This window comes from Pseudomonas sp. AU11447 (assembly GCF_001672555.2).
In the GTDB taxonomy this organism is placed as follows: domain Bacteria; phylum Pseudomonadota; class Gammaproteobacteria; order Pseudomonadales; family Pseudomonadaceae; genus Pseudomonas; species Pseudomonas nitroreducens.
In genome coordinates this window covers 469278-493491 of the sequence record NZ_LZDG02000089.1, presented here as the reverse complement: position 1 = coordinate 493491, position 24214 = coordinate 469278, and the positions used below count along the sequence as shown (strand labels likewise).

22 protein-coding genes are annotated in these 24214 nt (G+C 66.9%); 14 read left to right on the top strand and 8 right to left on the bottom strand.

Annotated features, from left to right (window positions below; genetic code table 11):
* Positions 1–8: 8 nt before the first annotated feature.
* On the bottom strand, positions 9–863 hold the full coding sequence (ehuB, locus tag A6723_RS30120; RefSeq protein ID WP_054907575.1) for an ectoine/hydroxyectoine ABC transporter substrate-binding protein EhuB: 855 nt from the start codon (positions 861–863) through the stop codon (positions 9–11).
* Positions 864–1270: 407 nt separating this feature from the next.
* Between ehuB and A6723_RS30115 the strand changes: the two genes are divergently transcribed.
* The 9 genes from A6723_RS30115 (at position 1271) to A6723_RS30075 (ending at position 11654) form a co-directional block, all read left to right on the top strand.
* Positions 1271–2665, top strand: a complete 1395-nt coding sequence (locus tag A6723_RS30115; RefSeq protein ID WP_054907574.1) for a PLP-dependent aminotransferase family protein — start codon at positions 1271–1273, stop codon at positions 2663–2665.
* A gap of 297 nt (positions 2666–2962) precedes the next feature.
* Positions 2963–3937, top strand: a complete 975-nt coding sequence (gene eutB, locus A6723_RS30110; protein WP_054907573.1) for a hydroxyectoine utilization dehydratase EutB — start codon at positions 2963–2965, stop codon at positions 3935–3937.
* The gene (locus A6723_RS30105; RefSeq protein ID WP_054907572.1) at positions 3930–4922 is read left to right on the top strand and encodes a cyclodeaminase; all 993 of its coding nucleotides are present in this window, start codon (positions 3930–3932) and stop codon (positions 4920–4922) included. Before eutB ends, A6723_RS30105 begins: the two co-directional genes overlap by 8 nt.
* A 124-nt stretch (positions 4923–5046) precedes the next feature.
* Positions 5047–6237, top strand: a complete 1191-nt coding sequence (gene doeA / locus A6723_RS30100; protein WP_054907571.1) for an ectoine hydrolase DoeA — start codon at positions 5047–5049, stop codon at positions 6235–6237.
* A gap of 4 nt (positions 6238–6241) precedes the next feature.
* The gene (gene doeB / locus A6723_RS30095; RefSeq protein WP_054907570.1) at positions 6242–7258 is read left to right on the top strand and encodes a N(2)-acetyl-L-2,4-diaminobutanoate deacetylase DoeB; all 1017 of its coding nucleotides are present in this window, start codon (positions 6242–6244) and stop codon (positions 7256–7258) included.
* A gap of 12 nt (positions 7259–7270) precedes the next feature.
* Positions 7271–7759: an Lrp/AsnC family transcriptional regulator gene (locus tag A6723_RS30090; RefSeq protein ID WP_054907569.1), complete on the top strand. Its 489-nt coding sequence runs from the start codon at positions 7271–7273 to the stop codon at positions 7757–7759.
* A gap of 259 nt (positions 7760–8018) precedes the next feature.
* Positions 8019–8666 (top strand): 7-cyano-7-deazaguanine/7-aminomethyl-7-deazaguanine transporter, encoded by a 648-nt coding sequence (locus A6723_RS30085; protein ID WP_054907568.1) that lies wholly within the window; start codon positions 8019–8021, stop codon positions 8664–8666.
* A 134-nt stretch (positions 8667–8800) separates the two neighbouring features.
* Positions 8801–10258: an NAD-dependent succinate-semialdehyde dehydrogenase gene (locus tag A6723_RS30080; RefSeq protein WP_054907567.1), complete on the top strand. Its 1458-nt coding sequence runs from the start codon at positions 8801–8803 to the stop codon at positions 10256–10258.
* Positions 10259–10274: 16 nt separating this feature from the next.
* Complete coding sequence (locus tag A6723_RS30075) at positions 10275–11654, top strand: aspartate aminotransferase family protein (RefSeq protein WP_054907566.1); 1380 nt, start codon at positions 10275–10277, stop codon at positions 11652–11654.
* A 161-nt stretch (positions 11655–11815) separates the two neighbouring features.
* Here the strand turns inward: A6723_RS30075 and A6723_RS30070 are convergent, their stop codons facing one another.
* From A6723_RS30070 to def, 6 genes are all read right to left on the bottom strand, one after another.
* Positions 11816–12133, bottom strand: coding sequence for a tetratricopeptide repeat protein (locus A6723_RS30070; RefSeq protein WP_054907565.1), 318 nt, complete (start codon positions 12131–12133; stop codon positions 11816–11818).
* 47 nt (positions 12134–12180) lie between these two features.
* Complete coding sequence (locus tag A6723_RS30065; protein ID WP_054907564.1) at positions 12181–13632, bottom strand: TrkH family potassium uptake protein; 1452 nt, start codon at positions 13630–13632, stop codon at positions 12181–12183.
* Between the two features lie 127 nt (positions 13633–13759).
* Positions 13760–15133 (bottom strand): Trk system potassium transporter TrkA, encoded by a 1374-nt coding sequence (trkA, locus tag A6723_RS30060; protein WP_054907563.1) that lies wholly within the window; start codon positions 15131–15133, stop codon positions 13760–13762.
* Positions 15134–15176: 43 nt separating this feature from the next.
* Complete coding sequence (gene rsmB / locus A6723_RS30055; protein ID WP_054907562.1) at positions 15177–16487, bottom strand: 16S rRNA (cytosine(967)-C(5))-methyltransferase RsmB; 1311 nt, start codon at positions 16485–16487, stop codon at positions 15177–15179.
* Positions 16484–17443 (bottom strand): methionyl-tRNA formyltransferase, encoded by a 960-nt coding sequence (fmt, locus tag A6723_RS30050; protein WP_054907561.1) that lies wholly within the window; start codon positions 17441–17443, stop codon positions 16484–16486. The genes rsmB and fmt overlap by 4 nt, the downstream gene beginning before the upstream one ends.
* Before the next feature lie 54 nt (positions 17444–17497).
* Positions 17498–18004, bottom strand: a complete 507-nt coding sequence (gene def, locus A6723_RS30045) for a peptide deformylase (protein WP_054907560.1) — start codon at positions 18002–18004, stop codon at positions 17498–17500.
* A 138-nt stretch (positions 18005–18142) separates the two neighbouring features.
* Between def and A6723_RS30040 the strand changes: the two genes are divergently transcribed.
* The 3 genes from A6723_RS30040 to A6723_RS30030 all read left to right on the top strand — a co-directional run bounded on the left by A6723_RS30040 (position 18143) and on the right by A6723_RS30030 (position 20997).
* Entirely contained in the window at positions 18143–19168 is a 1026-nt protein-coding gene (locus tag A6723_RS30040; RefSeq protein ID WP_054907559.1) for a LysM peptidoglycan-binding domain-containing protein, read from the top strand.
* A 129-nt stretch (positions 19169–19297) separates the two neighbouring features.
* Positions 19298–20398, top strand: a complete 1101-nt coding sequence (dprA, locus tag A6723_RS30035) for a DNA-processing protein DprA (protein ID WP_054907558.1) — start codon at positions 19298–19300, stop codon at positions 20396–20398.
* A 41-nt stretch (positions 20399–20439) separates the two neighbouring features.
* Entirely contained in the window at positions 20440–20997 is a 558-nt protein-coding gene (locus tag A6723_RS30030) for an L-threonylcarbamoyladenylate synthase (RefSeq protein WP_054907557.1), read from the top strand.
* 111 nt (positions 20998–21108) lie between these two features.
* Here the strand turns inward: A6723_RS30030 and A6723_RS30025 are convergent, their stop codons facing one another.
* Positions 21109–22086 (bottom strand): NADPH:quinone reductase, encoded by a 978-nt coding sequence (locus tag A6723_RS30025; RefSeq protein ID WP_054907556.1) that lies wholly within the window; start codon positions 22084–22086, stop codon positions 21109–21111.
* Positions 22087–22268: 182 nt separating this feature from the next.
* Between A6723_RS30025 and hemF the strand changes: the two genes are divergently transcribed.
* Together hemF and aroE are read left to right on the top strand one after the other, a co-directional pair.
* Positions 22269–23183 (top strand): oxygen-dependent coproporphyrinogen oxidase, encoded by a 915-nt coding sequence (gene hemF / locus A6723_RS30020; protein ID WP_024763659.1) that lies wholly within the window; start codon positions 22269–22271, stop codon positions 23181–23183.
* Between the two features lie 164 nt (positions 23184–23347).
* Complete coding sequence (aroE, locus tag A6723_RS30015; RefSeq protein WP_054907555.1) at positions 23348–24169, top strand: shikimate dehydrogenase; 822 nt, start codon at positions 23348–23350, stop codon at positions 24167–24169.
* Positions 24170–24214 lie beyond the last annotated feature (45 nt).

Genomic DNA, 24214 nt, shown 5'->3' with positions numbered 1-24214 from the left:
CGCGACGGTCACTGTTTGCAGAGCTCGGCAGCGGTCTTGTCGGTGACGTTGGACTTGTCGAAGCCAAACGGTTTCACCGTCGCCAAGTGCTCGGTGCCGCCCAGCCAGTCCTTGAGCTGCTGGTTCACCGCGTCGCGCAGGTCCTTGTCCTCCGGGCGGAAGGCCAGGGCGCCGTAGCCGATGTGCGAAGGGTCGTCCTTGAAGTCGGTTATGGCTTCCACCGCGTCACCGCCCTTGGCAGCCAGGCCCTTCATGGTCAGCGCGGTACCGACGCTGGCATCGGCGCGGCCGGCGCGCACGGCCTGCAATTGTGCGGTGGTATCCGGCACCTGGACGATCTGCTCTTCCGCCACGCCTTCGGCGCGGGCGTAGCCCATCTCGGCGGTGCCGGACATGATCGCCAGCTTCACGTCCGGATTGTTCTTCACGTCGGCGTAGCTGTGCAGGTTCTTCGGGTTGCCCTTCTTCACCAGCAGGGTGTCGGGAATCTGGTAGTGGGGGTCGGTGAAGATCACCTGCTGGCAACGCGGCGGGGTGATGTACATGCCGGCGGCGATCACGTCGAAGCGGCCAGCGCGCAGGCCGGGGATCAGCGCGCCCCATTCGGTGAGTACCGGCTCAATCTTCTTCACGCCCATTTTCGTGAAGATCTGCGTGGCGATTTCCGGGGATTCCCCGGTGACCTTGCCGGACGTCTCGGTGTAGGCGAAGGGCGCTTCGTTGGCGTAGCCGATGCGCACGGTGCCGGTGCTCTGGATGCGTTCCAGTGTGGTTTCGGCGTAGCTGCCGACGCTGGCCAGGGCGCCGGCGGCGAGGGTACAGGCGAGGCTCAGGCGGCGCAGGAAAACAGGGGCGGTACTCATCTTCGGATCTCCTGGACTTCTCTTGCCGAACGCTCATGGCGCGCGGCGATGGATGGCAGGTAGCAATGTCGTACGACTGTTGTTCTTGTAGGTCGGGCCCTGGGTGGGGCCTTCCGAAGTTCTCTCGGCGCTGTCGCAGACGTTGCCGAGAAGCTCGACGCCAGACTAAGGCCGGGCGCCTTGCGGCTCTTCCCGATCGACAGCTGCGCGGCGGGAAAAAGCCACCGTCGCGACGAACGCATCCGGCGGTTTTTTCTGCGCGGGCCTGACAATGCGGCCCGGTGTGCCATGCGGTGTCCTGCGCCCGAGCATACGCAAGCCACTTCTTTATCGACATTGCACTAGGACAATTGCCGCCGGTGTGCTGGTCGGTCACTCTGCACCCCTGACCAGACGGAGCGCTGAAGATGGAAGCCTGGCGTCGCGCCCTGGCCGACCTGCGGGTCGGCGAATCCAAGTACAAGACATTGGTGCAGGCCATTGCCGGCGACATCGAGCAGGGCCGCCTGAGCGACGGCCAGCGCTTGCCGCCGCAGCGCCACGTCGCCGATGGCCTGGGGATCAGCGTGCAGACGGTGACCAATGCCTACAAGGAACTGGAACGCCAGGGTCTGGTGCGCTGCGAGGTGGGGCGTGGCAGCTTCGTCTCGCGGCGGATGACCGAGGGCATGGCCCATTACATGGTCGACCACCCCGAGCGCGCATTGGTGGATTTCTCCATCGCCAGCATCGTCCACACGCGCGAGCACGACCGCCTCTGGCAGGACACCTGCCGCGCGCTGGCGCAGGAAACCGACCAGCCCTGGATGCGCGCCTGCCGCCCGGTCGCCGGCTTCGATGCGCACCGCGATGCCGGTGTGCAGTGGCTGTCGCAGCTGGGCCTGCAGCGCGAGCGCGATGACGTGCTGATCACCAACGGCGCCGCCCACGGCATCTTCCTGGCGCTCGCCTCACTGGCCGGGCCGGATGACGTGGTGCTCTGCGAACAGCTCACCGACCACGGCGTGATCGGCAATTCCCAGGTACTGGGTTTTACCCTGAAGGGCGTGGAGATCGACAAGCAGGGCATCGACCCCGAGCACTTCGAAGACCTCTGCGCGAACGAGCGCATCACCGCGCTGGTCTGCACGCCCAACCTGAACAACCCAACCTCCTGCCTGATGCCCGACGCGCGCCGCCGCGAGATCGCCGCCATCGCCCAGCGCTACGGCGTTCACGTGATCGAAGACGACGTCTACGGCCCGCTGCTTGGCGAGCGCCGCCCGCCACCGCTCAGCCACTACCTGCCGGACTTGTCGTTCTACTGCACCAGCTTCACCAAGAGCGTGCTGACCGGCCTGCGCATCGGTTACCTGGCCATGCCGCGGCGGCTGGCGCTGCGCACCGAGAGCATCCTGCGGGTGAACAGTTGGATGGCCACGCCGTTGCTGGCGGAAGTCGCCTCACGGTGGATTCGCAATGGCAACGCCCAGGCGCTGATCAGCCTGCAGCGCCAGGTTCTGGAGAAGCGCCAGGGCTTGGTGCGCGACCATCTTGGCGAGCATCTGCGCGGTTGCGATCCGCACTCCCTCAGCGCCTGGATCGGCATCCCCGAGCATTGGGAGCTGGACAGCCTGGTGCGCGAGCTGCGCCACCGGCACATCGCCGTCACGCCACCCGATCCCTTCATGGTGCGCGGCACGCCCAGGCCTCGCGCGGTGCGTTTGTGCATGGGGGCGGAATGCAGCGACGAGCGCATGGTGTCCGCGCTGGAGGACATGCGCGAGCTGTTTGGGCAGTACCCGAAGATTCACGACTTCTGAAGCGGCTGGTTTGTAGGAGCGAGCTTGCTCGCGAAGCGGACTTCCCGTCGGCTCTGACGCTGGGCGGGTTCGCGAGCAAGCTCGCTCCTACGCGAAACATTCTGCGCGAACCTCAGGCCTTTTCCCGCCGGCTTACTGCAGCGGAGAACGCTGGCGCGTTATGCGCCCTACGAAAGCTCTTGGCTGTTGCGCCCCGTCCTGCGGAAATCACTGCTGAAGACGACATCGTCCTAGTACATTCATCGCGACAATTTCCCGCCCCTACACTCGGCCCCACTGCATTCCCCGGAGGTCGAGATGGAGCCGATTGCCCTCGTCGAGCTGTACCGAGCACGCCAGCGCATCCAGGGCCTGGTGCGGCAGACGCCGCTGGAGCATTCGCCCAGCCTGTCGCGTCTGCTCGGGGCGCCGGTGTACCTCAAGCTCGAATCCCAGCAGATCACCGGCAGCTTCAAGCTGCGCGGCGCGAGCAACGCGATCGCTCAGCTCAGCGATGAGCAGAAGGCCAAGGGCGTGGTCGCGGCCTCCACCGGCAACCACGGCCGGGCACTGGCCCACGCCGCGCGCGTGCTCGGCGTGCACGCCACCATCTGCCTGTCGCAGTTGGTGCCGGCGAACAAGGTCCAGGCCATCCGCGAACTGGGCGCCGAGGTACGCATCGTCGGCAACAGCCAGGACGACGCCCAGGCCGAAGCCGAACGCATTGCCCGTGAGCAGGGCGCGGCGCTGCTGCCGCCCTTCGATCACCCACAGATCATCGCCGGCCAGGGCACCCTGGGCCTGGAAATCCTCGAACAACTGCCGGACGTGCGCCAGGTGCTGGTACCGCTCTCCGGCGGCGGCCTGTTCGGTGGCGTGGCGCTGGCGCTCAAGCAGGCGGACCCGAGCATCCGCGTGCACGGCATCAGCATGCGCCGTGGCGCCGCCATGGCCGCCAGCCTCGCCGCCGGTCACCCGGTGGACGTGGAAGAGTTGCCGACCCTGGCCGACTCCCTCGGCGGCGGTATCGGACTGGACAACCGCTACACCTTCGCACTCGCCCGTGACTACTGCGACCAGTTGCACCTGCTCGACGAGCCCTCCATTGCCGCCGGTATCCGTCACGCCTACCGCGAGGAGCGGCAGGTGGTCGAAGGCGCCGCCGCCGTCGGCATCGCCGCGCTGCTCGACGGCCTGATCGCGCCGGTCGGCCCGGTGGTGGTGGTGGTCAGCGGCCGCAACATCGCCATCGAACAACACCAACAAATCCTCGAGGAATCTGCCCATGGCTGACGTCACCCTGCTCAGCGAAGCCGACCTGCGCGCCTGCGTGGCGATAGACCGGGAGAGCCTCGACGCCGTCGAACAGGCCTTCCGCCTGCTGGCCACGGCGCCGGTGGCGATGCCGCCGATCCTTCGCCTGGACGTGCCCGAGCACAACGGCGAAGTCGACGTGAAGACCGCCTACCTGCCGGGCCTGCCGCGCTTCGCCATCAAGGTCAGCCCCGGCTTCTTCGACAATCCCAAGCTGGGCCTGCCCAGCCTCAACGGCATGATGATGCTGCTGTCCTCCAAGACCGGCCTGCTCGACGCGCTGCTGCTGGATAACGGCTACCTCACCGCCGTGCGTACCGCCTGCGCTGGCGCAGTGGCGGCCAAATGGCTGGCCCGCGAGGACTCGCGCCAGGTCGCGCTGATCGGCGCCGGGGAACAGGCGCGGCTGCAGCTCAAGGCGCTGTGCCTGGTGCGGTCCATCGAAGGTGCCAGCGTCTGGGCGCGGGACATCGCCAAGGCGCGGCAATGTGCGGAAGAGCTGAGCGGTAGCCTGGGCATTGCGGTCACGCCTTGCGCCAGCATCGACGAAGCGCTGGAAGGCGCCGACATCGCCATCACCACCACGCCCAGCCGCGAACCGCTGATCCAGAAAAAACACCTGCGCCCCGGCTTGCACATCACTGCCATGGGTTCGGACGCCGAGCACAAGAACGAGATCGCCGCCCAAGCGCTGGCCGCCGTCGACCACTACGTCGCTGACCGCCTCAGCCAGACCCTGGTGCTGGGCGAGCTGCACCACGCGGTGGCGGCCGGCAGCGTCAGCCTCGACGCGGATTTCGCCGAGCTCGGCCAGGTGATCGCCGGGCTGCGCCAGGGCCGCGTGCGCGCCGAGGACATCACCCTCTGCGACCTCACCGGCACCGGCGCCCAGGACACCGCCATCGCCGGCCTGGCCTTCCAGCGGGCACAGCGGATGGGCAAGGGATTCAAGTTCCACAGCTAATCACTGACCTGTAGGAGCGAGCTTGCTCGCGAACGGGTTCCCCGGCAGCGCTAAAGCTAGGCGGGTTCGCGAGCAAGCTCGCTCCTACAAAAGCAAAAAACAAAAACCGAAAGAGGATTTCCGCATGTCCGAAATCGTCGTCAACCTCCCCTTCAGCCGGGAGGAATATGCCCAGCGGATCGCCAAGGTCCGCGCCAGCATGCAACAGCGCGGCATTGAACTGCTGCTGGTTACCGATCCATCGAACATGGCCTGGCTGACCGGCTACGACGGCTGGTCCTTCTACGTGCACCAGTGCGTGCTGCTGGCGCTGGACGGCGAGCCGGTCTGGTTCGGCCGCGGCCAGGACGCGAACGGCGCACGGCGTACCGTGTTCATGCAGGCGGACAACATCGTCGGCTACCCCGACCACTACGTGCAGTCCACCGAGCGTCACCCGATGGACTACCTGTCCCGCGAGGTCATCGCCGCGCGCGGCTGGGCGAGCCGGAGCATCGGTGTGGAGATGGACAACTACTACTTCAGCGCTGCCGCCTTCGGCTCGCTGCAGGCGAACCTGCCGAACGCCAGGTTCGTCGACGCCACGGCCCTGGTGAACTGGCAGCGCGCGGTGAAGTCGCCGCGCGAGATCGAGTACATGCGCGTCGCCGCGCGCATCGTCGAGAAGATGCACGCGCACATCGTCGAGCGCATCGAGCCGGGCATGCGCAAGAACGAGCTGGTCGCCGAGATCTACAGCACCGGCATCCTCGGCGCTGACGGCCACGGCGGCGACTACCCCGCCATCGTCCCGCTGCTGCCCACCGGCGCCGACGCCAGCGCGCCGCACCTGACCTGGGACGACACGCCCTTCGAGCGCGGCGCCGGCACCTTCTTCGAGATCGCCGGCTGCTACAAGCGCTACCACTGCCCGCTGTCGCGCACGGTGTTCCTCGGCAAGCCGCCGCAGCATTTCCTCGATGCGGAAAAAGCCGTGGTCGAAGGCATCGCCGCGGGCCTCGACGCAGCGAAGCCGGGTAACACCACCGGCGACATCGCCCGTGCCTTCTTCGGCGTGCTGGAGAAGTTCGGCATCCACAAGGACAGCCGCTGCGGCTACCCCATCGGGATCAGCTACCCGCCGGACTGGGGCGAACGAACTATGAGCCTGCGCCCGAGCGACAACAGCGTGCTGGAACCGGGCATGACCTTCCACTTCATGCCGGGCCTGTGGATGGATGACTGGGGTCTGGAGATCACCGAAAGCATCCACATCACCGAGCGCGGCGTGGAGACCTTCTGCAACTACCCGCGCCAGCTGTTCGTGAAGGAGTGAGGCGATGACACAGTCCCTGGATAAAGAGCTGCGCGAAAACCCCATCGCCGCCAGCGTCGACTTCCAGCGCGACGGCGTGCAGCACGGCCACCTCAAGCTGCCCTACTCGCGGGACGATTCGGCCTGGGGCGCAGTGATGATCCCGGTCTGCGTGGTGAAGAACGGCGACGGCCCCACCGCGCTGCTCACCGGCGGCAACCACGGCGACGAGTACGAAGGCCCGGTGGCGCTCAGCCGCCTGGCCCAGGAACTGCGCACCGAGGATGTGCGCGGCCGGGTAATCATCGTGCCGTTCATGAACACGCCGGCGTTCCATGCCGGCAAGCGCACCTCGCCCATCGACGCCGGCAACCTCAACCGCAGCTTCCCCGGCCGCCCGGACGGCACGGTGACGCAGAAGATCGCCGACTACTTCCAGCGCACTCTGCTGCCGCTGGCGGACGTGGTGCTGGACATCCACTCCGGCGGCCGGACCCTGGATTTCCTGCCCTTCGCCGCCTGCCACGTGCTGCCGGACAAGGCCCAGCAGGAAGCCAGCGAGGCGCTGATGCGCGCCTTCGCCGCGCCCTACGCCATGCGCATGCTGGAGCTGGATGCGGTGGGCATGTACGACAGCGCCGCCGAGGAACAGGGCAAGCTGTTCGTCACCACCGAACTGGGTGGCGGTGGCACCAGCAGCGCGCGCACCGTGGCCATCGCCCGGCGTGGTGTGCGCAACCTGCTGGTTGAGGCTGGCATTTTGCGCGGCGAGATCGAGCCGGCGAAGTCGGTGATGCTCGACATGCCCGACGCTGACTGTTTCGTCGCCAGCGAGCATGGCGGCCTGCTGGAGATGTGCCGCGACCTGGGCGAGCGTGTCGAGCGTGGTGAAGTGCTGGCGCGGGTGCATGACGTGCTGCGCACCGGCGCCGCGCCGGTGGAGTACCGCGCCAAGCGCAGCGGCATCCTCGCCGCGCGGCATTTCCCCGGCCTGGTGCAGAGTGGCGACACCCTGGCGGTGGTCGCCGAGGTACTGGACTGAACGGAGCCCGTCATGATCAAGCTCGACCGCTACGACCTGAAGATCCTGCGCATCCTCGCTGGCGACGGGCGCATCACCAAGTCGAGCCTGGCCGAGGCGATCAACCTCTCGGTCAGCCCGGCCTGGGAGCGTGTGCGCAAGCTGGAGGAGGCCGGGTTGATCAAGGGCTACCGCGCGCAGATCGACTGGCCGGCGCTGTTCAAGCAGCAGCAGGTGCTGGTGGAGATCACCCTGGCGCGGCATACAGCGCAGGACATGAGGCGTTTCGAGCAGCGCCTGCAGCAGTCGCCGGAGGTCGGCTTCTGCTACGCCACCGGTGGCGGGGTGGATTACATCGCGATGATCCAGGCGCGCGACATCGACCACTACCAGCGCTTCATCGACCAGCTGTTGCTGGAGGACGTGGGGATCGAGCGCTACTTCACCTATATCGTCACCAAGGTGATCAAGACCCAGGAGGCGGCGATTCCCGCCGAGGCGCTGGAGGCAGGTTCCCTGTAGGAGCGAGCTTGTTCGCGAACCCGCCCAGCTCCAGCGCGGCCGGTGAATCCGTTCGCGAGCAAGCTCGCTCCTACAAAACCAAAGACCGCTGACCCGCGGGAGAGGGCTGGGGCGAAGAAGGCCCCGTGCACCTAAATTCAGCTGAACAAAAATTGCACAACAAAACCTGACTTTGAGGTCCGAATCGTATACAATGCGCGCCGCTCGGCATGGTGCCGGGCATGGGTTCCCTCACCCCATCGACGAAAAAGGCCCAAGCATGTCGGCATCCCTTCCGGCGGCACGGCGCGGCGCACTCGCCGGCCTGGTCGCGTTCCACATCCTGATCATCATCGCCAGCAACTACCTGGTGCAGCTGCCAATGACCCTCTTTGGCTGGCACACCACCTGGGGCGCGTTCAGCTTCCCGTTCATCTTCCTGGCCACCGACCTCACCGTCCGCCTGCTCGGCAAGCGCCCGGCACGGCTGGTCATCGCGCGGGTGATGATCCCGGCGCTGTTGGCTTCCTACGTCATTTCGGTGATCTTCCAGGAAGGCGCCTTCAGAGGCTTCGCCTCGCTGGGCGAATTCAACACCTTCGTGGCGCGGATTTCCCTGGCCAGCTTCCTGGCCTACGTGTTCGGGCAGATCCTCGACATCCAGGTATTCGATCGCCTGCGCCGCATGCGCCAGTGGTGGATCGCCCCGGTGGTCTCGACGCTGTTCGGCAACCTGCTGGACACCTTCACCTTCTTCTCCATCGCCTTCTGGCACAGCGACAACGCCTTCATGGCCGAGCACTGGGTGGAGATCGCCTGGGTCGACTACGGCGTGAAGCTCGCGGTCATGCTGATGCTCTTCGTGCCGCTCTACGGCATGTTGCTCAGCGCCATCACCCGCAACCTGCGTCGCGCCGCAACGGCCTGACGCCACCCGAAAAAGCCCAACAGCGGCGGCAGAACTGCAAAAAGATTTGCCGCCGCCGTCCCCCGCTTAGGAAAAAACCGCGCGCCCGCGGCCCCTAGGATGGTTCCCATGCCATCCGCCAAGGAGCCGCCGCCATGTCCTACGCCCATCCCCTGCTGTTCAAGTCGCTCTGCTACGTGAACGGCCATTGGCTGCACAGCGCCAGCGGCGCCAGCATCGCCGTCGACAACCCCGCAACCCGCGAAGCCATCGGCCACGTGCCGCTGCTCGACCGCGAACAGATCGTCGGTGCCATTGACGCCGCCGCCGCGGCCTTCCCGGCCTGGCGAGCGCGCAGCCTGGATGAGCGTGGCGCCCTGCTGCGCCGCTGGGCCGAACTGATCCTCCTGCACCGCGACGACCTTGCGCAGATCCTCAGCCTGGAACAGGGCAAGCCGCTGGCCGAGGCCCTTGGCGAGATCGACTACGCCGCCAGCTTCATCCCCTGGTTCGCCGAAGAGGCGCGCCGGCTGAACGGCCGCAACATCCCCAGCCACATCCCCAATGCGCACCTGGGCACGGTGGTCGAGCCGGTGGGCGTCGCCGCGTTGCTGACACCGTGGAACTTCCCCTCGGCGATGATCACCCGCAAGGCCGCTGCCGCCCTCGCCGCCGGTTGCAGCGTGGTGGTCAAACCGGCACACGAGACGCCTTATTCCGCGTTCGCCCTGGCACAGCTGGCCGAAGAAGCCGGCTTCCCCGCCGGCGTGTTCAACGTGGTGCTGGGTGAGCCGCAGATGGCCATGGAAACCCTGGTCGGCGACAGCCGCGTGCGCGCCGTGAGCTTCACCGGCTCGACCCGCGTGGGGAAGCTGGTGCTGCAAGCCGCCGCCCGCGACGTGAAGAAAGTCGCCCTGGAGCTGGGCGGCAACGCGCCCTTCATCGTCCTGCCGGACGCCGATCTGGAGCAGGCGGTGAAGTTCGCCATCGACGCCAAATTCCAGACCTCCGGGCAGGACTGCTGCGCGGCCAACCGCATCCTGGTCGCCCGCGAACTCTATGAGCCCTTCCTGCAGCGTTTCGCCCGCGCCGTGCGTGAGCTGCGCGTCGGCCCGGCCAGCGATGCGCGCAGCCAGATCGGCCCGCTGATGCACCAGGGCGCCTTCGACGTGACCTGCGAGCGCGTGCGGGACGCCGTCGACCAGGGCGCGCGCCTGCTCGCCGGCGGCGAACCCCATGCACTCGGCGGCTGGTTCCACCAGCCAACCGTGCTGGCCGACGTCACCCGGCAGATGCGTATCTGGCGTGAGGAAAACTTCGCGCCGATTGCCGGTGTGAGCGCGTACGACGACCTGGACGAAGCCGTCCGGCAGGCCAACGACACCGAGTACGGCCTGGCTGCCTACCTTTGTGGGCAACGCCTGGATCACATCTGGCCGCTGATGCGGCGCCTGGAGTTCGCCATGGTGGCGGTCAACGGCGCCAAGTTCACCGGCCACCCCATTCCCTTCGGCGGCATGAAGGCCTCTGGCCTGGGCCGCGAAGGCGGCAGCGAGGGCTTCGAGCCCTTCGTCGAAACCAAGTACTTCGCCTTGCACCACGGCGCCATCTGACCGGGAGAACACCGCCATGACCGACTACGCCAAGCTGTTCATCGAGGACCGCGCGCACTTCATGCACCCCTCGACTCACGCCCACGATCACGCCAGCGGCTCGCTGCTGGGGCGGATCATCACCGGTGCCTCCGGCGTGCGCATCCGCGACCACCAGGGTCGCGAGCTGCTCGATGCCTTTGCCGGCCTGTACTGCGTGAACATCGGCTACGGCCGCACTGAAGTCGCCGACGCCATCCATGCGCAGGCCACGCAGCTGGCCTACTACCACACCTACGTGGGGCACTCTTCCGAGGCGATCATCGAGCTGTCCGCGCGGATCATCCGCGACTGGGCGCCGTCCGGCATGAAGAAGGTCTACTACGGCCTCTCCGGCTCCGACGCCAACGAAACCCAGGTCAAGCTGGTGCGCTACTACAACAACGTGCTGGGCCGGCCGCAGAAGAAAAAGATCATCTCGCGCCAGCGCGGCTACCACGGCTCGGGCATCGTCACCGGCAGCCTCACGGGGCTGGCGAGCTTCCACCAGCACTTCGACCTGCCGGTGGAAGGCGTCAGGCACACCCTGTGCCCGCACTTCTACAAGGCGCCGGCGGGCATGGACGAGGTGAGCTTTGTCCGCCACTGCGCCCAGGAGCTGGAAAACCTGATCCTCGCCGAAGGCCCGGATACGGTGGCCGCCTTCATCGGCGAGCCGGTGATGGGCACCGGCGGCATCATCGTCCCGCCCAAGGGCTACTGGGAGGCGATCCAGGCGGTGCTGGCGAAGTACGACGTGCTGCTGATTGCCGACGAAGTGGTCTGCGCGTTCGGTCGCGTCGGCGACAAGATGGGCAGCCAGCGCTACGGCATGCGCCCGGACCTGATCACCACGGCCAAGGGCCTGACCAGCGCCTATGCGCCACTGTCGGCGGTGATCGTCGGCGAGAAGGTATGGGACGTGATCGATAGCGCGTCCAGCCGCGAAGGCGCCATGGGCCACGGCTGGACCTACTCCGGCCACCCGATCTGCGCCGCGGCGGCGCTGGCCAACCTGAACATCCTCGAGCGGGAGAACATCACCGCCAACGCCGCGGAGGTTGGCGGCTACCTGAACCAGCAACTGCGCCAGACTTTCGAGGGCCACCCGCTGGTGGGTGAAGTGCGCGGCGACGGCATGCTGGCCGCGCTGGAGTTCATGGCCGACCGCGAGGCGCGCACGCCCTTCGACCCGGCGCTGAAGGTCGGCCCGAAGGTGTCGGCTGCTTGCTTGGAGCGCGGCATGATCGCCCGCGCCATGCCCCATGGCGACATCCTCGGTTTCGCTCCGCCGCTGGTGCTTACCCGCGCCGAGGCGGACGAGATCGTCGGCATCGCCAAGTCGGCAGTGGATGCGGTGGCTGCCGAGGTGCTGTAGAGGCTTTGCGTAGGAGCATTGCTCTTTGTAGGCGCGAGCTTGCTCGCGAACGGGCCTGGCACCTTAGCCGCCGGGAGAACCGTTCGCGAGCAGGAGCTAGGCGCCTCCCTCAGTCCTACAGGTATCCCAACCGGATTGCGTGGCGGCACCGAAAAGGGCGCTTACGCGCCCTTTGCCTTGTCCAGCTTGCGCAGGAACACCGTCATCTCCTTCTCCGCCTGCTTATCGCCATGGGCCTGGGCGGCGGCCAGCCCGTCGGTCCAGGCGGTGCGGGCGCCGTCCAGGTCACCCTCGGCCTGCAGTGCCTTGCCCAACAGCTTCCAGGCGGCGGAGTACTTGGGGTCCTGCTCCACGCAACGGCGCAGGTGCTCGGCGGCCTTCACCGCGTCGCCGGCATCCAGGTAGCCCTTGCCCAGGCCGAAGCGCAGCAGCGAGTTGTCCACGCCCTTGGCGAGCATCTTTTCCAGTGAATCGATCATGGCGGGTCTCCGTCAGCAGGCCGCCATTCTGCCCCAAGATCCGTGCCTCATGTGCGCCAGAAGGCGGGCGTGAGCAGGATCAGCAGCGAGAACACCTCCAGCCGTCCCAGCACCATCGCCAGGCTCAGCACCAGCTTGGCACTGCCCGGCAGATGGCCGTAATGCACGGCCGCTTCGCCCAGCGCCGGGCCCAGGTTGTTCAGGCAGGAGGCGAGCGTGGAGAACGCCGTGAGCTGGTCCACGCCCAGGGCCAGCAGCACCAGCATCAGGGTCACGAAGGTCAGCAGGTAGATGGAGAAGAACGCCCACACCGACTCCACCACCCGGTCGGACACCGTGCGCCGCCCGAGCTTGACCAGGAACACCCCGTTGGGATGTAGCAGGCGGAGGAATTCGCGCATGCCCTGACGGTACACCAGCAGCATGCGCATCACCTTCATGCCGCCGCCGGTGGAGCCGGCGCAAGCGCCGATGAAGGTGCTGTAGATCAGCAGATACGGCAGCAGGGTCGGCCAGGTGCTGAAGTCGGCAAGACCGAAGCCGGTGGTGGTCGCCACCGAAATCACCATGAACGCTGCATAGCGGATCGCCTGCAACGGCGAGTCGTAGTGGTGCTTGAGGATCAGCGTTGCCGCGGTGATCAGGAACAGCACCAGCAGGATGCCCAGGTACGCCCGGCATTCCGGGTCCTTCAGGTAGTGGCTGACCTTGCGCTGGCGCCAGGCGAGGAAGTGCAGGCTGAAGTTGATCCCGGAAATCACCAGGAAGGTCATGCAGATCAGCTCGATCAGCGGACTGTCGAAGTAGCCGATGCTTGCATCGTGGGTGGAGAAGCCGCCAATGGCGATGGTGGAGAAGCTGTGGCCGACCGCGTCGAACAGGCTCATTCCCGCGGCCCAGTAGGCCAGAGCGCAGGCCAGGGTCAGGCTGCAGTAGATCAGCCAGAGGGTCTTGGCAGTATCGGCGATACGCGGCGAGAGCTTGTGGTCCTTGAGCGGGCCGGGCATCTCCGCGCGGTACAACTGCATGCCGCCGATGCCGAGCATCGGCATCACCGCCACCGCCAGCACTACGATGCCCATGCCGCCCAGCCACTGCAGCTGCTGGCGGTAGTAGAGGATGGCGTGGGGCAATGCATCGAGGCCGGTGAGCACGGTCGCGCCGGTGGTGGAGAGGCCCGAGAAGGACTCGAACAGCGAGTCGACCAGGCCCATGTGCGGTGCGTCGGACAACGCGAAGGGCAAGGCGCCGAAAGACCCCAGGACGATCCAGAACAGCGCCGTGACCAGGTAGCCATCGCGGATGCGCAGGTCCTGCTTGTGCTGGCGGCACGGCCACCAGAGGGCGAAGCCGGTCAGCAAGGTGACCAGGAAGGACAGCGCGAAAGGCTGCCAGGAGTGCTCGGCGTAGTGCAGGTCCACGAGCAGTGGCGGCAGGTGCGTAACGCTGAACAGCATCAGCAGTACGCCGAGGATTCGACCGATGGAGGAGTAGCGCATGACCTGAGGCAGACAAGCAGGAACAGGCCGCGCAGGGTGACAAGGGAGGCTGGATGGCGCAGTAGGACCTGTCTGAAAGAGCGTCGGAATTAACTGGCAGGGCCGCCTTGCGGCGGCCCGGGGTCGATCAGAAGAAGGTCAGGCCGGCCTGGAACAGCCGCTCGACGTCGCGGATGCGCTTCTTGTCCACCACGAAGAGAATCACGTGGTCGCCGGACTCGATCTTCGTCTCGCCGTGGGCGATCAGCACGTCGTCGTCGCGGATCACCGCGCCGATGGTGGTGCCCGGCGGCAACTGCACTTCGTTGATCCTGCGGCCGATGACCTTGCTCGACTTGGCGTCGCCATGGGCGACCACCTCGATGGCCTCGGCGGCGCCACGGCGCAGGGAGTGCACGCTCTCGATGTCGCCGCGGCGCACGTGGGTCAGCAGGGTACCGATGGTGGCCAGTTGCGGGCTGATGGCGATGTCGATCTCGCCGCCCTGCACCAGGTCCACGTAGGCGGGGTTGTTGATCAGCGTCATCACCTTGCGCGCGCCCAGGCGCTTGGCCAGCAGCGAGGACATGATGTTGGCCTCGTCGTCGTTGGTCAGGGCGAGAAACAGGTCGGTGTCGCCGATGTTCTCTTCCAGCAGCAGGTCGCGGTCGGAGGCGCTGCCCTGGAGCACGATGGAGCTGTCGAGGTTGTCCGAGAGGTGCCGGCAGCGCGCCGGATTCATCTCGATGATCTTCACCTGGTAACGGCTTTCGATGGCTTCGGCCAGACGCTCGCCGATGTTGCCGCCGCCGGCGATGATGATCCGCTTGTAGCTGTCCTCCAGGCGGCGCATCTCGCCCATCACCGCGCGGATATGGGCCTTGGCGGCAATGAAGAATACTTCGTCGTCGGCCTCGATCACCGTGTCGCCCTGGGGAATGATCGGCCGGTTGCGCCGGTAGATCGCTGCCACGCGGGTATCCGCATTGGGCATGTGCTCGCGCAGCTGGCGCAGCTCCTGGCCCACCAGCGGGCCGCCATAGTAGGCACGGATGCCCACCAGCTGCGCCTTGCCTTCGGCGAAGTCGATCACCTGCAGGGCGCCGGGATATTCCACCAGGCGCTTGATGTAGTTGGTCACCACCTGCTCGGGGCTGATCAGCACGTCGACCGGGATCGCCTCGTTGTCGAACAGCCCGGCGCGGGTCAGGTACGCCGCCTCTCGCACGCGGGCGATGCGCGTCGGGGTGTTGAACAGGGTGTAGGCGACCTGGCAGGCCACCATGTTCACCTCGTCGCTGTTGGTCACGGCCACCAGCATGTCGGCGTCGTCGGCGCCAGCCTGGCGCAGCACGGTGGGGAACGAGGCCTTGCCGTGGACGGTGCGGATGTCCAGGCGGTCGTTGAGGTCGCGCAGGCGTTCGCCGTCGGTGTCGACCACGGTGATGTCGTTGGCTTCGCTGGCGAGGTGCTCGGCCAGAGTGCCGCCGACCTGGCCGGCACCGAGGATGATGATCTTCATGGGAGCGGCGTGCTTTCCGTATCGGACTGCGTTGCGCCCGCTGTCAGCGGGCGGAAATCTTGATCAGCTTGGCATAGTAGAAGCCGTCATGCCCGCCCTGCTGCGCAAGCAGCTGGCGGCCGTGGGGCTGCTTGATGCCCCAGGGGCCGGGCAGGTCCAGCTCGCGGGCGCCGGGGGTGCGACCGAGGAACGCGGCGATCTGTTCGCTGTTCTCCTGCGGCATCACCGAGCAGGTCGCGTAGACCATCACGCCACCGACTTCGAGCGTGGCCCACAGGGCATCGAGCAGCTCAGCCTGCAGTTGCGCCAGCGCCTCGATGTCCTCGGCGGTGCGGGTCAGCTTGATGTCCGGGTGGCGGCGGATCACGCCGGTGGCGGAACAGGGGGCGTCCAGCAGGATGCGCTGGAAGGGTTTGCCGTCCCACCATTTGGCCGTGTCGCGGGCGTCAGCGGCGAACAGCTGGGCATCGAGTTGCAGGCGTGCAAGGTTCTCGCGGACGCGCACCAGGCGGCTTTCTTCCAGGTCCACGGCGACCACGCCAGCCAGTGCGGGCTCGGCCTCCATCAGGTGGCAGGTCTTGCCGCCGGGAGCGCAGCAGGCGTCCAGCACGCGCTGGTTCGGCGCCAGCTCGAGCAGGTCGGCGGCTAGTTGCGCGGCCTCATCCTGCACGCTGACCCGGCCTTCGGCAAAGCCTGGCAGTTCGCGGACGTCACAGGGTTGCACGAGGTTGATGCCGTCACGACTGAACTCGCAGGCGGTCGCTTCGAAGCCGACGCGGTTCAACTCTTCCAGGTAGGCATCGCGGCTGCCGTGGCGGCGGTTCACCCGCAGGGTCATCGGCGGGTGGGCGTTGTTCGCGGCGCAGATGGCCTCGTACTGCTCCGGCCAGGATTTCTTCAGCGCTTTCTGCAGCCAGCGTGGATGCGCCAGGCGTGCAGCCGGGTCCTTGTCGACCTCGGCCAGCAGGGCTTCGCTCTCGCGCTGGGCGCGGCGCAGCACGGCGTTGAGCAGGCCCTTGGCCCAGGGCTTCTTCAGCTTGTCCGCGCAGCCGACGGTCTCGCCAATGGCCGCGTGCGGTGGAATGCGGGTGTAGAGCAACTGGTACAGGCCGACCAGCAGCAGCGCCTCGACGTCACGGTCGCCGGCCTTGAACGGCTTCTGCAGCAGGCGCGCGGCGAGGGTGGACAGGCGCGGCTGCCAGCGGGCGCTGCCGAAGGCCAGCTCCTGCACCAGGCCACGGTCGCGCGGCTCGACGTTCTCCAGCTGGGTCGGCAGCGAGCTGCCCAGCGAGGCGCGGCCGGCCAGTACGGCGGCCAGGGCGCGGGCCGCCGCCAGGCGTGGATTGGTACTCATGCGTCCGGCCCTTGCTGGCCAAGGGTCTGGCCAGCGGCAAACTGTTCGCGGCGGCTGTTGAACAGGTCGGCGAAGGCCAGCGGCTTGCCGCCAGGCAGTTGCAGTCGGGTCAGCAGCAGTGCGCCTTCACCGCAGGCGACCAGCAGGCCGTCGCGGCTGGCGTCGAGGATCTTGCCCGGTTCGCCCTTGCCTTGCGCGGGCTGGGAGCCGAGTACTTTCAGCGCGGCGTCAACGAGCGTGGTGTGGCAAACCGGCCACGGCGTGAAAGCTCGGATGCGGCGCTCCAGCTCGTCGGCCGGGCGCGACCAGTCGATGCGCGCCTCTTCCTTGTTCAACTTGTGCGCGTAGGTGGCCAGGGCGTCGTCCTGCACCTCGCCTTTGAGCGTGCCGGCGGCGAGGCCGGCAATGGCCTCGATCACCGCCTTCGGGCCCAGCTCGGCGAGGCGGTCGTGCAGGCTGCCGCCAGTGTCCTCGGCGGAAATCGGCGTGCTGACCTTGAGCAGCATCGGCCCGGTGTCCAGGCCGGCTTCCATCTGCATCACGGTTACACCGCTCTCAGCGTCGCCGGCTTCCACTGCGCGCTGGATCGGCGCCGCACCGCGCCAGCGCGGCAGCAGCGAGGCGTGGCTGTTGATGCAGCCCAGGCGCGGGATATCCAGCACCGCCTGCGGCAGGATCAGGCCGTAGGCCACCACCACCATCAGGTCCGGCTTGAGCGCGGCCAGCTCGGCCTGGGCGGCGGGATCGCGCAGGGTTGGCGGCTGCAGCACCGGCAGGCTATTCGCCACGGCGAGTTGCTTGACCGGGCTGGGCATCAGCTTCTGGCCACGGCCGGCCGGGCGGTCCGGCTGGGTGTAGACGGCCACCAGCTCGTGGGGGCCGCCCAGCAGGGCCTTTAGGTGCTCGGCGGCGAATTCCGGGGTGCCGGCGAAGACGATGCGCAGTGCTTGGCTCATATCGGGCTCTTCAAAAAGAAAAGGCTTGCCGGGGCAAGCCTTTGGGAGATGGGGTCACGCCTGTTGCCGGTGCTGCTTTTCCAGCTTCTTGCGGATGCGGTCGCGCTTGAGGTTGGACAGGTAGTCGACGAACAGCTTGCCGTTGAGGTGGTCGCACTCGTGCTGGATGCACACGGCGAGCAGGCCCTCGGCTTCCTCCTCGAAGGGATTGCCATCGCGGTCCTGGGCCTTGATCCGCACTTTCTGCGGGCGGTCTACATTTTCGTAGAAGCCGGGCACCGACAGGCAGCCTTCCTGGTACTGGTCCATTTCCTCGGTGAGGTAGTCGAACTCGGGGTTGATGTAGACCCGGGGTTCGGACTTGTCCTCGGAGAGGTCCATCACCACGACGCGCTTGTGTACGTTGACCTGCGTTGCCGCAAGACCAATGCCCGGCGCCTCGTACATGGTCTCGAACATGTCGTCGATCAGCGTACGCAGGGCGTCATCGAAGACCGTGACCGGCTTGGCGATGGTCCGCAGGCGCGGATCGGGGAATTCGAGAATGTTCAGAATGGCCATATACGTTTGTGATGCACTTGTGGAATAAAGTCAAAATCGGCTGCTAATATGCTGAGCAGCATCGAAAAACGGCTGGAAAGCGCGGTAGGGGCGGCTTCCAGGCGTTTCATGTGTACACATAATAAAGGGATTCACCGCATGAGGAAAACACTACTCGCCCTGCTGCTGCTCGCTGCAGGCGGGATGGCGCAGGCTGCCGTGCAGCTCAAGGAAGGCCATCCGGATCGCTATACCGTAGTGAAGGGCGACACCCTCTGGGACATCTCCGGCAAGTTCCTCAGCAAGCCGTGGAAGTGGCCGGAAATCTGGCAGGTGAATCCGCAGATTCAGAACCCGCACCTGATCTACCCGGGTGACGTGCTGAGCCTCACGTACATCGACGGCCAGCCGCGCCTGATGCTCAACCGCGGCGAGTCCCGCGGGACCATCAAGCTGTCGCCGCGGGTGCGCAGCACCCCGATCGCCGAGGCGATCCCGACCATTCCGCTGGACAAGATCAACGCCTTCCTGCTGTCCAACCGCATCGTCGATAGCGACTCCGACTTCTCCAACGCTCCCTACGTGGTCGCAGGCGATCAGGAGAGCGTGATCAGCGGCGCCGGTGACCGTGCCTACGCCCGCGGCGATTCGCTGTCCGAAGAGAGTAGCTACGGCATCTTCCGTCAGGCCAAGGTCTATACCGACCCGGAAACCAACGAAGTCCTTGGCATTGACGCCATGGATGTCGGTGGCGCCAACGTCACCGCGAAGGAAGGCGATATCGCCACCCTGATGCTGACCCGCACCACCCAGGAAGTCCGCTCGGGCGACCGCCTGTTCCCCACCGAGGAACGCGCGATCACCTCGACCTTCATGCCCAGTGAGCCGAGCACCCCGATCAAGGGCACCATCATCGACGTGCCGCGCGGCGTGACGCAGATCGGCAAGTACGACGTGGTGACCATCGACAAGGGCACCCGCGATGGCCTGGCCGAAGGCAACGTACTGGCGATCTACAAGCTGGGCGAGACCGTGCGCGATCGCGTCACCGAAGACATGGTGAAGATCCCGGACGAGCGCTCGGGCCTGGTGATGGTCTTCCGTACCTACAACCGCCTGAGCTACGGGCTGGTGCTGACCGCTACCCGCTCGCTGGAAGTCAACGACCGCGTCCAGAACCCGTGATACGCGCGTGACTTGAAGAAACCCCGCTTCGGCGGGGTTTTTTGTGAGCGTGATCCGGAAGGGTCCGACAGCGACGGAACCAGCAGGCGCGACATAGTCCGGCGATCTCCTTGCACCGAGGATTTCGCCATGCCCGTTGACCCAACTCTCTCCCCGGCCGAACTCGAAGCGCGGCTGCGCCTGCATGCCTTGCCGGAACTGGGGCCACGACGTTTTCGTCGGCTGCTGGACGCCTTCGGCTCGGCGTCTGCTGCCTTGAGCGCGCCAGCGGCGGCGTGGCGCTCCCTGGGGCTGCCCGCCAGTTGTGCAGAGCCACGTCGCGACGCGCGCATTCGCGAGCAGGCGGCGCAGGCCATGCGCTGGCTGGAGGCGCCGGCGCAGCACCTGCTCATGTGGGATTCACCGGGCTATCCGGCACTGCTCGCAGAATTGGAGGATGCACCGCCTCTGCTGTTCCTGGCTGGCGAGCCTACCGTGCTGGAGCGGCCGCAGCTCGCGATGGTCGGTAGCCGCCGGGCCAGCAAGCCGGGGTTGGATACCGCGCGGGCCTTCGCCCGCAGCCTGGCCGGCGGTGGTTTCGTGATCACCAGCGGGCTGGCTTTGGGGATCGACGGGGCTGCCCATGAGGGCGCGCTGGACGGCGGCGGCAAGACCGTCGCCGTGCTGGGGACAGGCCTGGAGCACCTCTATCCGCGCCGTCATCTGGGCCTGGCGAGGCGTATCGTCGAGCAGGGCAGCGCGCTGGTTTCCGAGTTTCCGCTGTACACCCCACCCCAGGCTTCGAACTTTCCCCGGCGCAACCGGATCATCAGTGGCCTGTCCCTAGGCACCCTGGTGGTGGAGGCCAGCCCGTCCAGCGGTTCGCTGATCACGGCGCGGCTGGCCGCCGAGCAGGGCCGCGAGGTCTATGCGATTCCCGGCTCGATCCATCACCCCGGCGCGCGCGGCTGCCACGAGCTGATCCGCCAGGGCGCGACGCTGGTGGAGACGGTCGAGCACATTCTCGAGGGCTTGCAGGGCTGGACGCGCAGCGCGCCGAGTGTGGAAGCCGCGCCTTCGTGGCCGTCCCACCCGCTGGTCGATCTGCTGCGCGCTGCCCCGCAGAGCAGCGAACAACTGGCATTGCGTAGCGGCCTGGAGCTACCGCAGGTGCTGGCTGAACTCACCGAGCTGGAGCTGGACGGGCGGGTGGCCTGCGAGGCCGGCGTCTGGGTGCATCGCGCCACATGAGCACGTAAACTGCCGCGCATCGCAGATCCGAGGAACTCCCGATGTACAGCAACTGGCGTACCCAGCGCATGGCCCACGTCGTGCGCGATGGCGGTGTGATCGCTTATCCGACCGAAGCCGTCTGGGGCCTGGGCTGCGACCCGTGGAGCGCCGACGCCGTGTACCGCCTGCTGGCGATCAAGGCGCGGCCGGTGGAAAAAGGCATGATCGTGGTGGCCGGCGACATCCGCCAGTTCGACTTCCTCCTCGAAGACCTGCCCGAAGCCTGGCAGGACAAGCTCGCCGCCAGTTGGCCCGGCCCCAACACCTGGCTGGTGCCGCACCAGGGGCGCCTGCCCGAGTGGGTGACCGGCGAGCACGATACCGTCGCCCTGCGCGTCACCGATCATCCGCTGGTGCGCGAGCTTTGCCGTTACACCGGCCCGCTGATCTCCACGTCGGCCAACCCCGCCGGCCGCCCCGCCGCGCGCAGCCGCCTGCGCGTCGAGCAGTACTTCCGCGGCGAATTGGACGGCGTACTCGGCGGCGCCCTGGGCGGGCGCCGCAATCCCAGCCTGATCCGCGACCTGCGTACCGGCGAGACCGTTCGTCCGTCGTAAGCCGGTCGCCGCGACGCGACCCGGTTCGCGAGCAAGCTCGCTCCTACAAGAGCGGATGCACCCTGTAGGACCGAGGAGGCGCCTAGTCCTTGCTCGCGAACGCTGTTCAGGTCAGGGCAGCAGAATGGTCGAGCCGGTGGTACGCCGCGCGGCCAGTTCCGTCTGCGCCTTGGCCGCCTCGGCCAGACTGAAGCGCTGGTTGATCTCCACCTTCACCTTGCCGCTGGTGATCATGCCGAACAGGTCGTCCGCCATGGCTTGCAGGCGTTCCGGCGTGCTGGCGTAGCCGAACAGCGTCGGGCGGGTGACGTAGAGCGAGCCCTTCTGCGAAAGGATGCCCAGGTTCACCCCGTCCACCGGGCCGGAGGCGTTGCCGAAGCTCACTACCAGGCCGCGCGGTGCGGTGCAGTCCAGTGAGGTCAGCCAGGTGTCCTTGCCCACCGAGTCATAGACCACCGGGCACTTCTTCCCGTCGGTCAGCGCCAGCACGCGCTCAACCACGTTCTCGTGGCTGTAGTCGATGGTTTCCCAGGCGCCGTGGGATTTCGCCAGGTCCGCCTTGGCCGCCGAGCTGACGGTGCCGATCAGGTGTGCGCCGATGGCCTTGGCCCACTGGCAGGCGATCAGCCCGACGCCGCCGGCGGCCGCGTGCCAGAGGATGGTCTGGCCCGGCTGCACGTTGTAGGTCTGGCGCAGCAGGTACTGCACGGTCAGGCCCTTGAGCATGACGGCGGCGGCCTGCTCGAAGGTGATCGCATCGGGCAGCTTCACCACGCTGGCGGCCGGCAGCGTGTGCTGCTCGCTGTAGGCGCCCAGCGGGCCGGTGGCGTAGCCGACGCGGTCGCCGACCTTCACGTTGGTCACTGCGCTGCCCACCGCCTCCACCTCGCCGGCGCCTTCGGTGCCAACCCCGGACGGCATCGCCGGCGCGGGATACAGGCCGCTGCGGTAGTAGGTGTCGATGAAATTCAGGCCGATGGCGCGGTTGCGCACCCGCACCTCGTTGGGGCCGGGCTCGGCGGGGGTGTAGTCGACGATTTCGAGGACTTCCGGGCCGCCGGTCTTGGCGAATTGAACACGCTTGGCCATGTCGCTCTCCTGATGGCGCGAGGCTCTGCCTCGCCGGGGAAAAGACTTTCATCCAAGCCGCCAGCTTGACGGCCGTCAAGACCAGCTTTGCCGGCGGCGATGGTATGCTTGCGCCCGTTTTCGCTCTTAAATCCCGCTCCGGCCCGCGCCACGCGTGGCTTTCCCGCTCCAAGGTGATTCTCGTGACCGACCGCATCGAGGCCGTGAAGGCCTACCTGCTCGACCTGCAAGACCGCATCTGCGCCGCACTCGAAGCCGAGGACGGCAGCGCACGCTTCGTCGAAGACGCCTGGCAGCGTCCGGCCGGCGGCGGCGGTCGTACGCGGGTGATCGGCGACGGTGCCCTGATCGAGAAAGGCGGGGTGAATTTCTCCCATGTATTCGGCAGCGGTTTGCCGCCGTCCGCCAGCGCACACCGGCCTGAGCTGGCCGGCCGCGGCTTCCAGGCGCTGGGCGTGTCGCTGGTGATCCACCCGACCAACCCGCACGTGCCAACCTCCCACGCCAACGTGCGCTTCTTCATCGCCGAGAAGGAAGGGGAAGAGGCCGTGTGGTGGTTCGGTGGCGGTTTCGACCTGACGCCCTACTACGCCCACGAAGAAGACTGCGTACTCTGGCACCAGGTCGCCCGCGACGCCTGCGCGCCCTTCGGCGAGGATGTCTACCCGCGCTACAAGGAATGGTGCGACCGCTACTTCCACATCAAGCACCGCAACGAGCCGCGCGGTGTGGGTGGCCTGTTCTTCGACGACCTGAACCAGTGGGACTTCGACACCAGCTTCGCCTTCCTGCGGGCCATCGGCGATGCCTACCTCTCCGCCTACCTGCCCATCGTGCGCAAGCGCAAGAACACCCCGTACACCGAGCAGCAGCGCGAGTTCCAGGCCTTCCGCCGCGGCCGCTACGTCGAATTCAACCTGGTCTACGACCGCGGCACCCTGTTCGGCCTGCAGTCGGGCGGGCGTACCGAGTCGATCCTCATGTCCCTGCCTCCGCAGGTGCGTTGGGGCTATGACTGGAAGCCGGAGCCGGGCAGCGAGGAAGCGCGCCTGACCGAGTACTTCCTCACGGATCGGGACTGGTTGGCGCAGGCCTGATCCTTCGTCTTTCGGGCAGTTCGCGAGCAAGCTCGCTCCTACGAAAAGCCCGCGAGCCGGACCGCTCTTTGTAGGAGCGAGCTTGCTCGCGAACATGGCTTGGCACCCAAACCGAAAAGTCGCAATCTCTGCGCCTTCTTGTACTTCACGCTTCAGGATTCTGAATGGACCGCTACTGCGTCTTCGGCAACCCCATCGGCCACAGCAAGTCGCCGCAGATTCACCGTCTGTTCGCCGAGCAGACCGGCCAGGTGCTGAGCTATGACGCGCACTTGGCGCCGCTGAATGACTTCGCCGGGAACGCCCGCGAGTTCTTCGTTGAGGGCCTGGGCGGCAACGTTACCGTGCCGTTCAAGGAAGACGCCTACCGCCTGGCCACAGAGCTGAGCGAGCGCGCGCGCCGGGCCGGTGCGGTGAATACCCTGAAGAAGCTGGAAGGCGGCAGACTGCTGGGCGACAACACCGACGGCGCCGGGCTGACCCGCGACCTGACGGTGAATCACGGCGTCGTACTGCGCGGCGCGCGCATCCTGGTGCTGGGCGCCGGTGGCGCGGTACGCGGCATTCTCGAACCCTTCCTTGCTGAGCAGCCGGCTTGCATCGTCATCGCCAACCGCACCGCGTCCAAGGCCGAGCAACTGGCCGAGGAGTTCAAGGACCTGGGTAATGTGTGCGGCGGCGGATTCGATCTGCGCGACGAGCCCTTCGACCTGATCGTCAACGGCACCTCGGCTTCCCTGGCCGGCGAGCTGCCGCCCATCGACCCGGCGCTGCTCAAGTCGGGCCATACCGTCTGCTACGACATGATGTACGGCAAGGACGTCACCGCGTTCAACCGCTGGGCCGCCGAGCACGGCGCCGCGCGCTGCATCGACGGGCTGGGCATGCTGGTGGAGCAGGCGGCGGAGGCCTTCCTGCTGTGGCGCGGTGTGCGGCCGGACTCGGCGCCGGTGCTGGAAGAATTGCGCCGGCAGCTCAAGGGCTGAGCGCTCGGCAGGGCGTGTGACCACTTGTAGGAGCGAGCTTGCTCG

Excerpts from the sequence above, each read along its gene's own strand:
- A6723_RS30105 (WP_054907572.1), top strand. The coding sequence starts at position 3,930 with ATGGCTGACGTCACCCTGCTCAGCGAAGCCGACCTGCGCGCCTGCGTG.
- dprA (WP_054907558.1), top strand. The coding sequence starts at position 19,298 with ATGCCCGTTGACCCAACTCTCTCCCCGGCCGAACTCGAAGCGCGGCTG.
- aroE (WP_054907555.1), top strand. The coding sequence starts at position 23,348 with ATGGACCGCTACTGCGTCTTCGGCAACCCCATCGGCCACAGCAAGTCG.
- A6723_RS30075 (WP_054907566.1), top strand. The coding sequence starts at position 10,275 with ATGACCGACTACGCCAAGCTGTTCATCGAGGACCGCGCGCACTTCATG.
- rsmB (WP_054907562.1), bottom strand. The coding sequence starts at position 16,487 with ATGAGTACCAATCCACGCCTGGCGGCGGCCCGCGCCCTGGCCGCCGTA.
- A6723_RS30030 (WP_054907557.1), top strand. The coding sequence starts at position 20,440 with ATGTACAGCAACTGGCGTACCCAGCGCATGGCCCACGTCGTGCGCGAT.
- A6723_RS30090 (WP_054907569.1), top strand. The coding sequence starts at position 7,271 with ATGATCAAGCTCGACCGCTACGACCTGAAGATCCTGCGCATCCTCGCT.
- eutB (WP_054907573.1), top strand. The coding sequence starts at position 2,963 with ATGGAGCCGATTGCCCTCGTCGAGCTGTACCGAGCACGCCAGCGCATC.
- ehuB (WP_054907575.1), bottom strand. The coding sequence starts at position 863 with ATGAGTACCGCCCCTGTTTTCCTGCGCCGCCTGAGCCTCGCCTGTACC.
- A6723_RS30025 (WP_054907556.1), bottom strand. The coding sequence starts at position 22,086 with ATGGCCAAGCGTGTTCAATTCGCCAAGACCGGCGGCCCGGAAGTCCTC.
- doeA (WP_054907571.1), top strand. The coding sequence starts at position 5,047 with ATGTCCGAAATCGTCGTCAACCTCCCCTTCAGCCGGGAGGAATATGCC.
- fmt (WP_054907561.1), bottom strand. The coding sequence starts at position 17,443 with ATGAGCCAAGCACTGCGCATCGTCTTCGCCGGCACCCCGGAATTCGCC.
- A6723_RS30085 (WP_054907568.1), top strand. The coding sequence starts at position 8,019 with ATGTCGGCATCCCTTCCGGCGGCACGGCGCGGCGCACTCGCCGGCCTG.
- doeB (WP_054907570.1), top strand. The coding sequence starts at position 6,242 with ATGACACAGTCCCTGGATAAAGAGCTGCGCGAAAACCCCATCGCCGCC.
- A6723_RS30040 (WP_054907559.1), top strand. The coding sequence starts at position 18,143 with ATGAGGAAAACACTACTCGCCCTGCTGCTGCTCGCTGCAGGCGGGATG.
- def (WP_054907560.1), bottom strand. The coding sequence starts at position 18,004 with ATGGCCATTCTGAACATTCTCGAATTCCCCGATCCGCGCCTGCGGACC.
- A6723_RS30080 (WP_054907567.1), top strand. The coding sequence starts at position 8,801 with ATGTCCTACGCCCATCCCCTGCTGTTCAAGTCGCTCTGCTACGTGAAC.
- A6723_RS30070 (WP_054907565.1), bottom strand. The coding sequence starts at position 12,133 with ATGATCGATTCACTGGAAAAGATGCTCGCCAAGGGCGTGGACAACTCG.
- A6723_RS30065 (WP_054907564.1), bottom strand. The coding sequence starts at position 13,632 with ATGCGCTACTCCTCCATCGGTCGAATCCTCGGCGTACTGCTGATGCTG.
- trkA (WP_054907563.1), bottom strand. The coding sequence starts at position 15,133 with ATGAAGATCATCATCCTCGGTGCCGGCCAGGTCGGCGGCACTCTGGCC.
- A6723_RS30115 (WP_054907574.1), top strand. The coding sequence starts at position 1,271 with ATGGAAGCCTGGCGTCGCGCCCTGGCCGACCTGCGGGTCGGCGAATCC.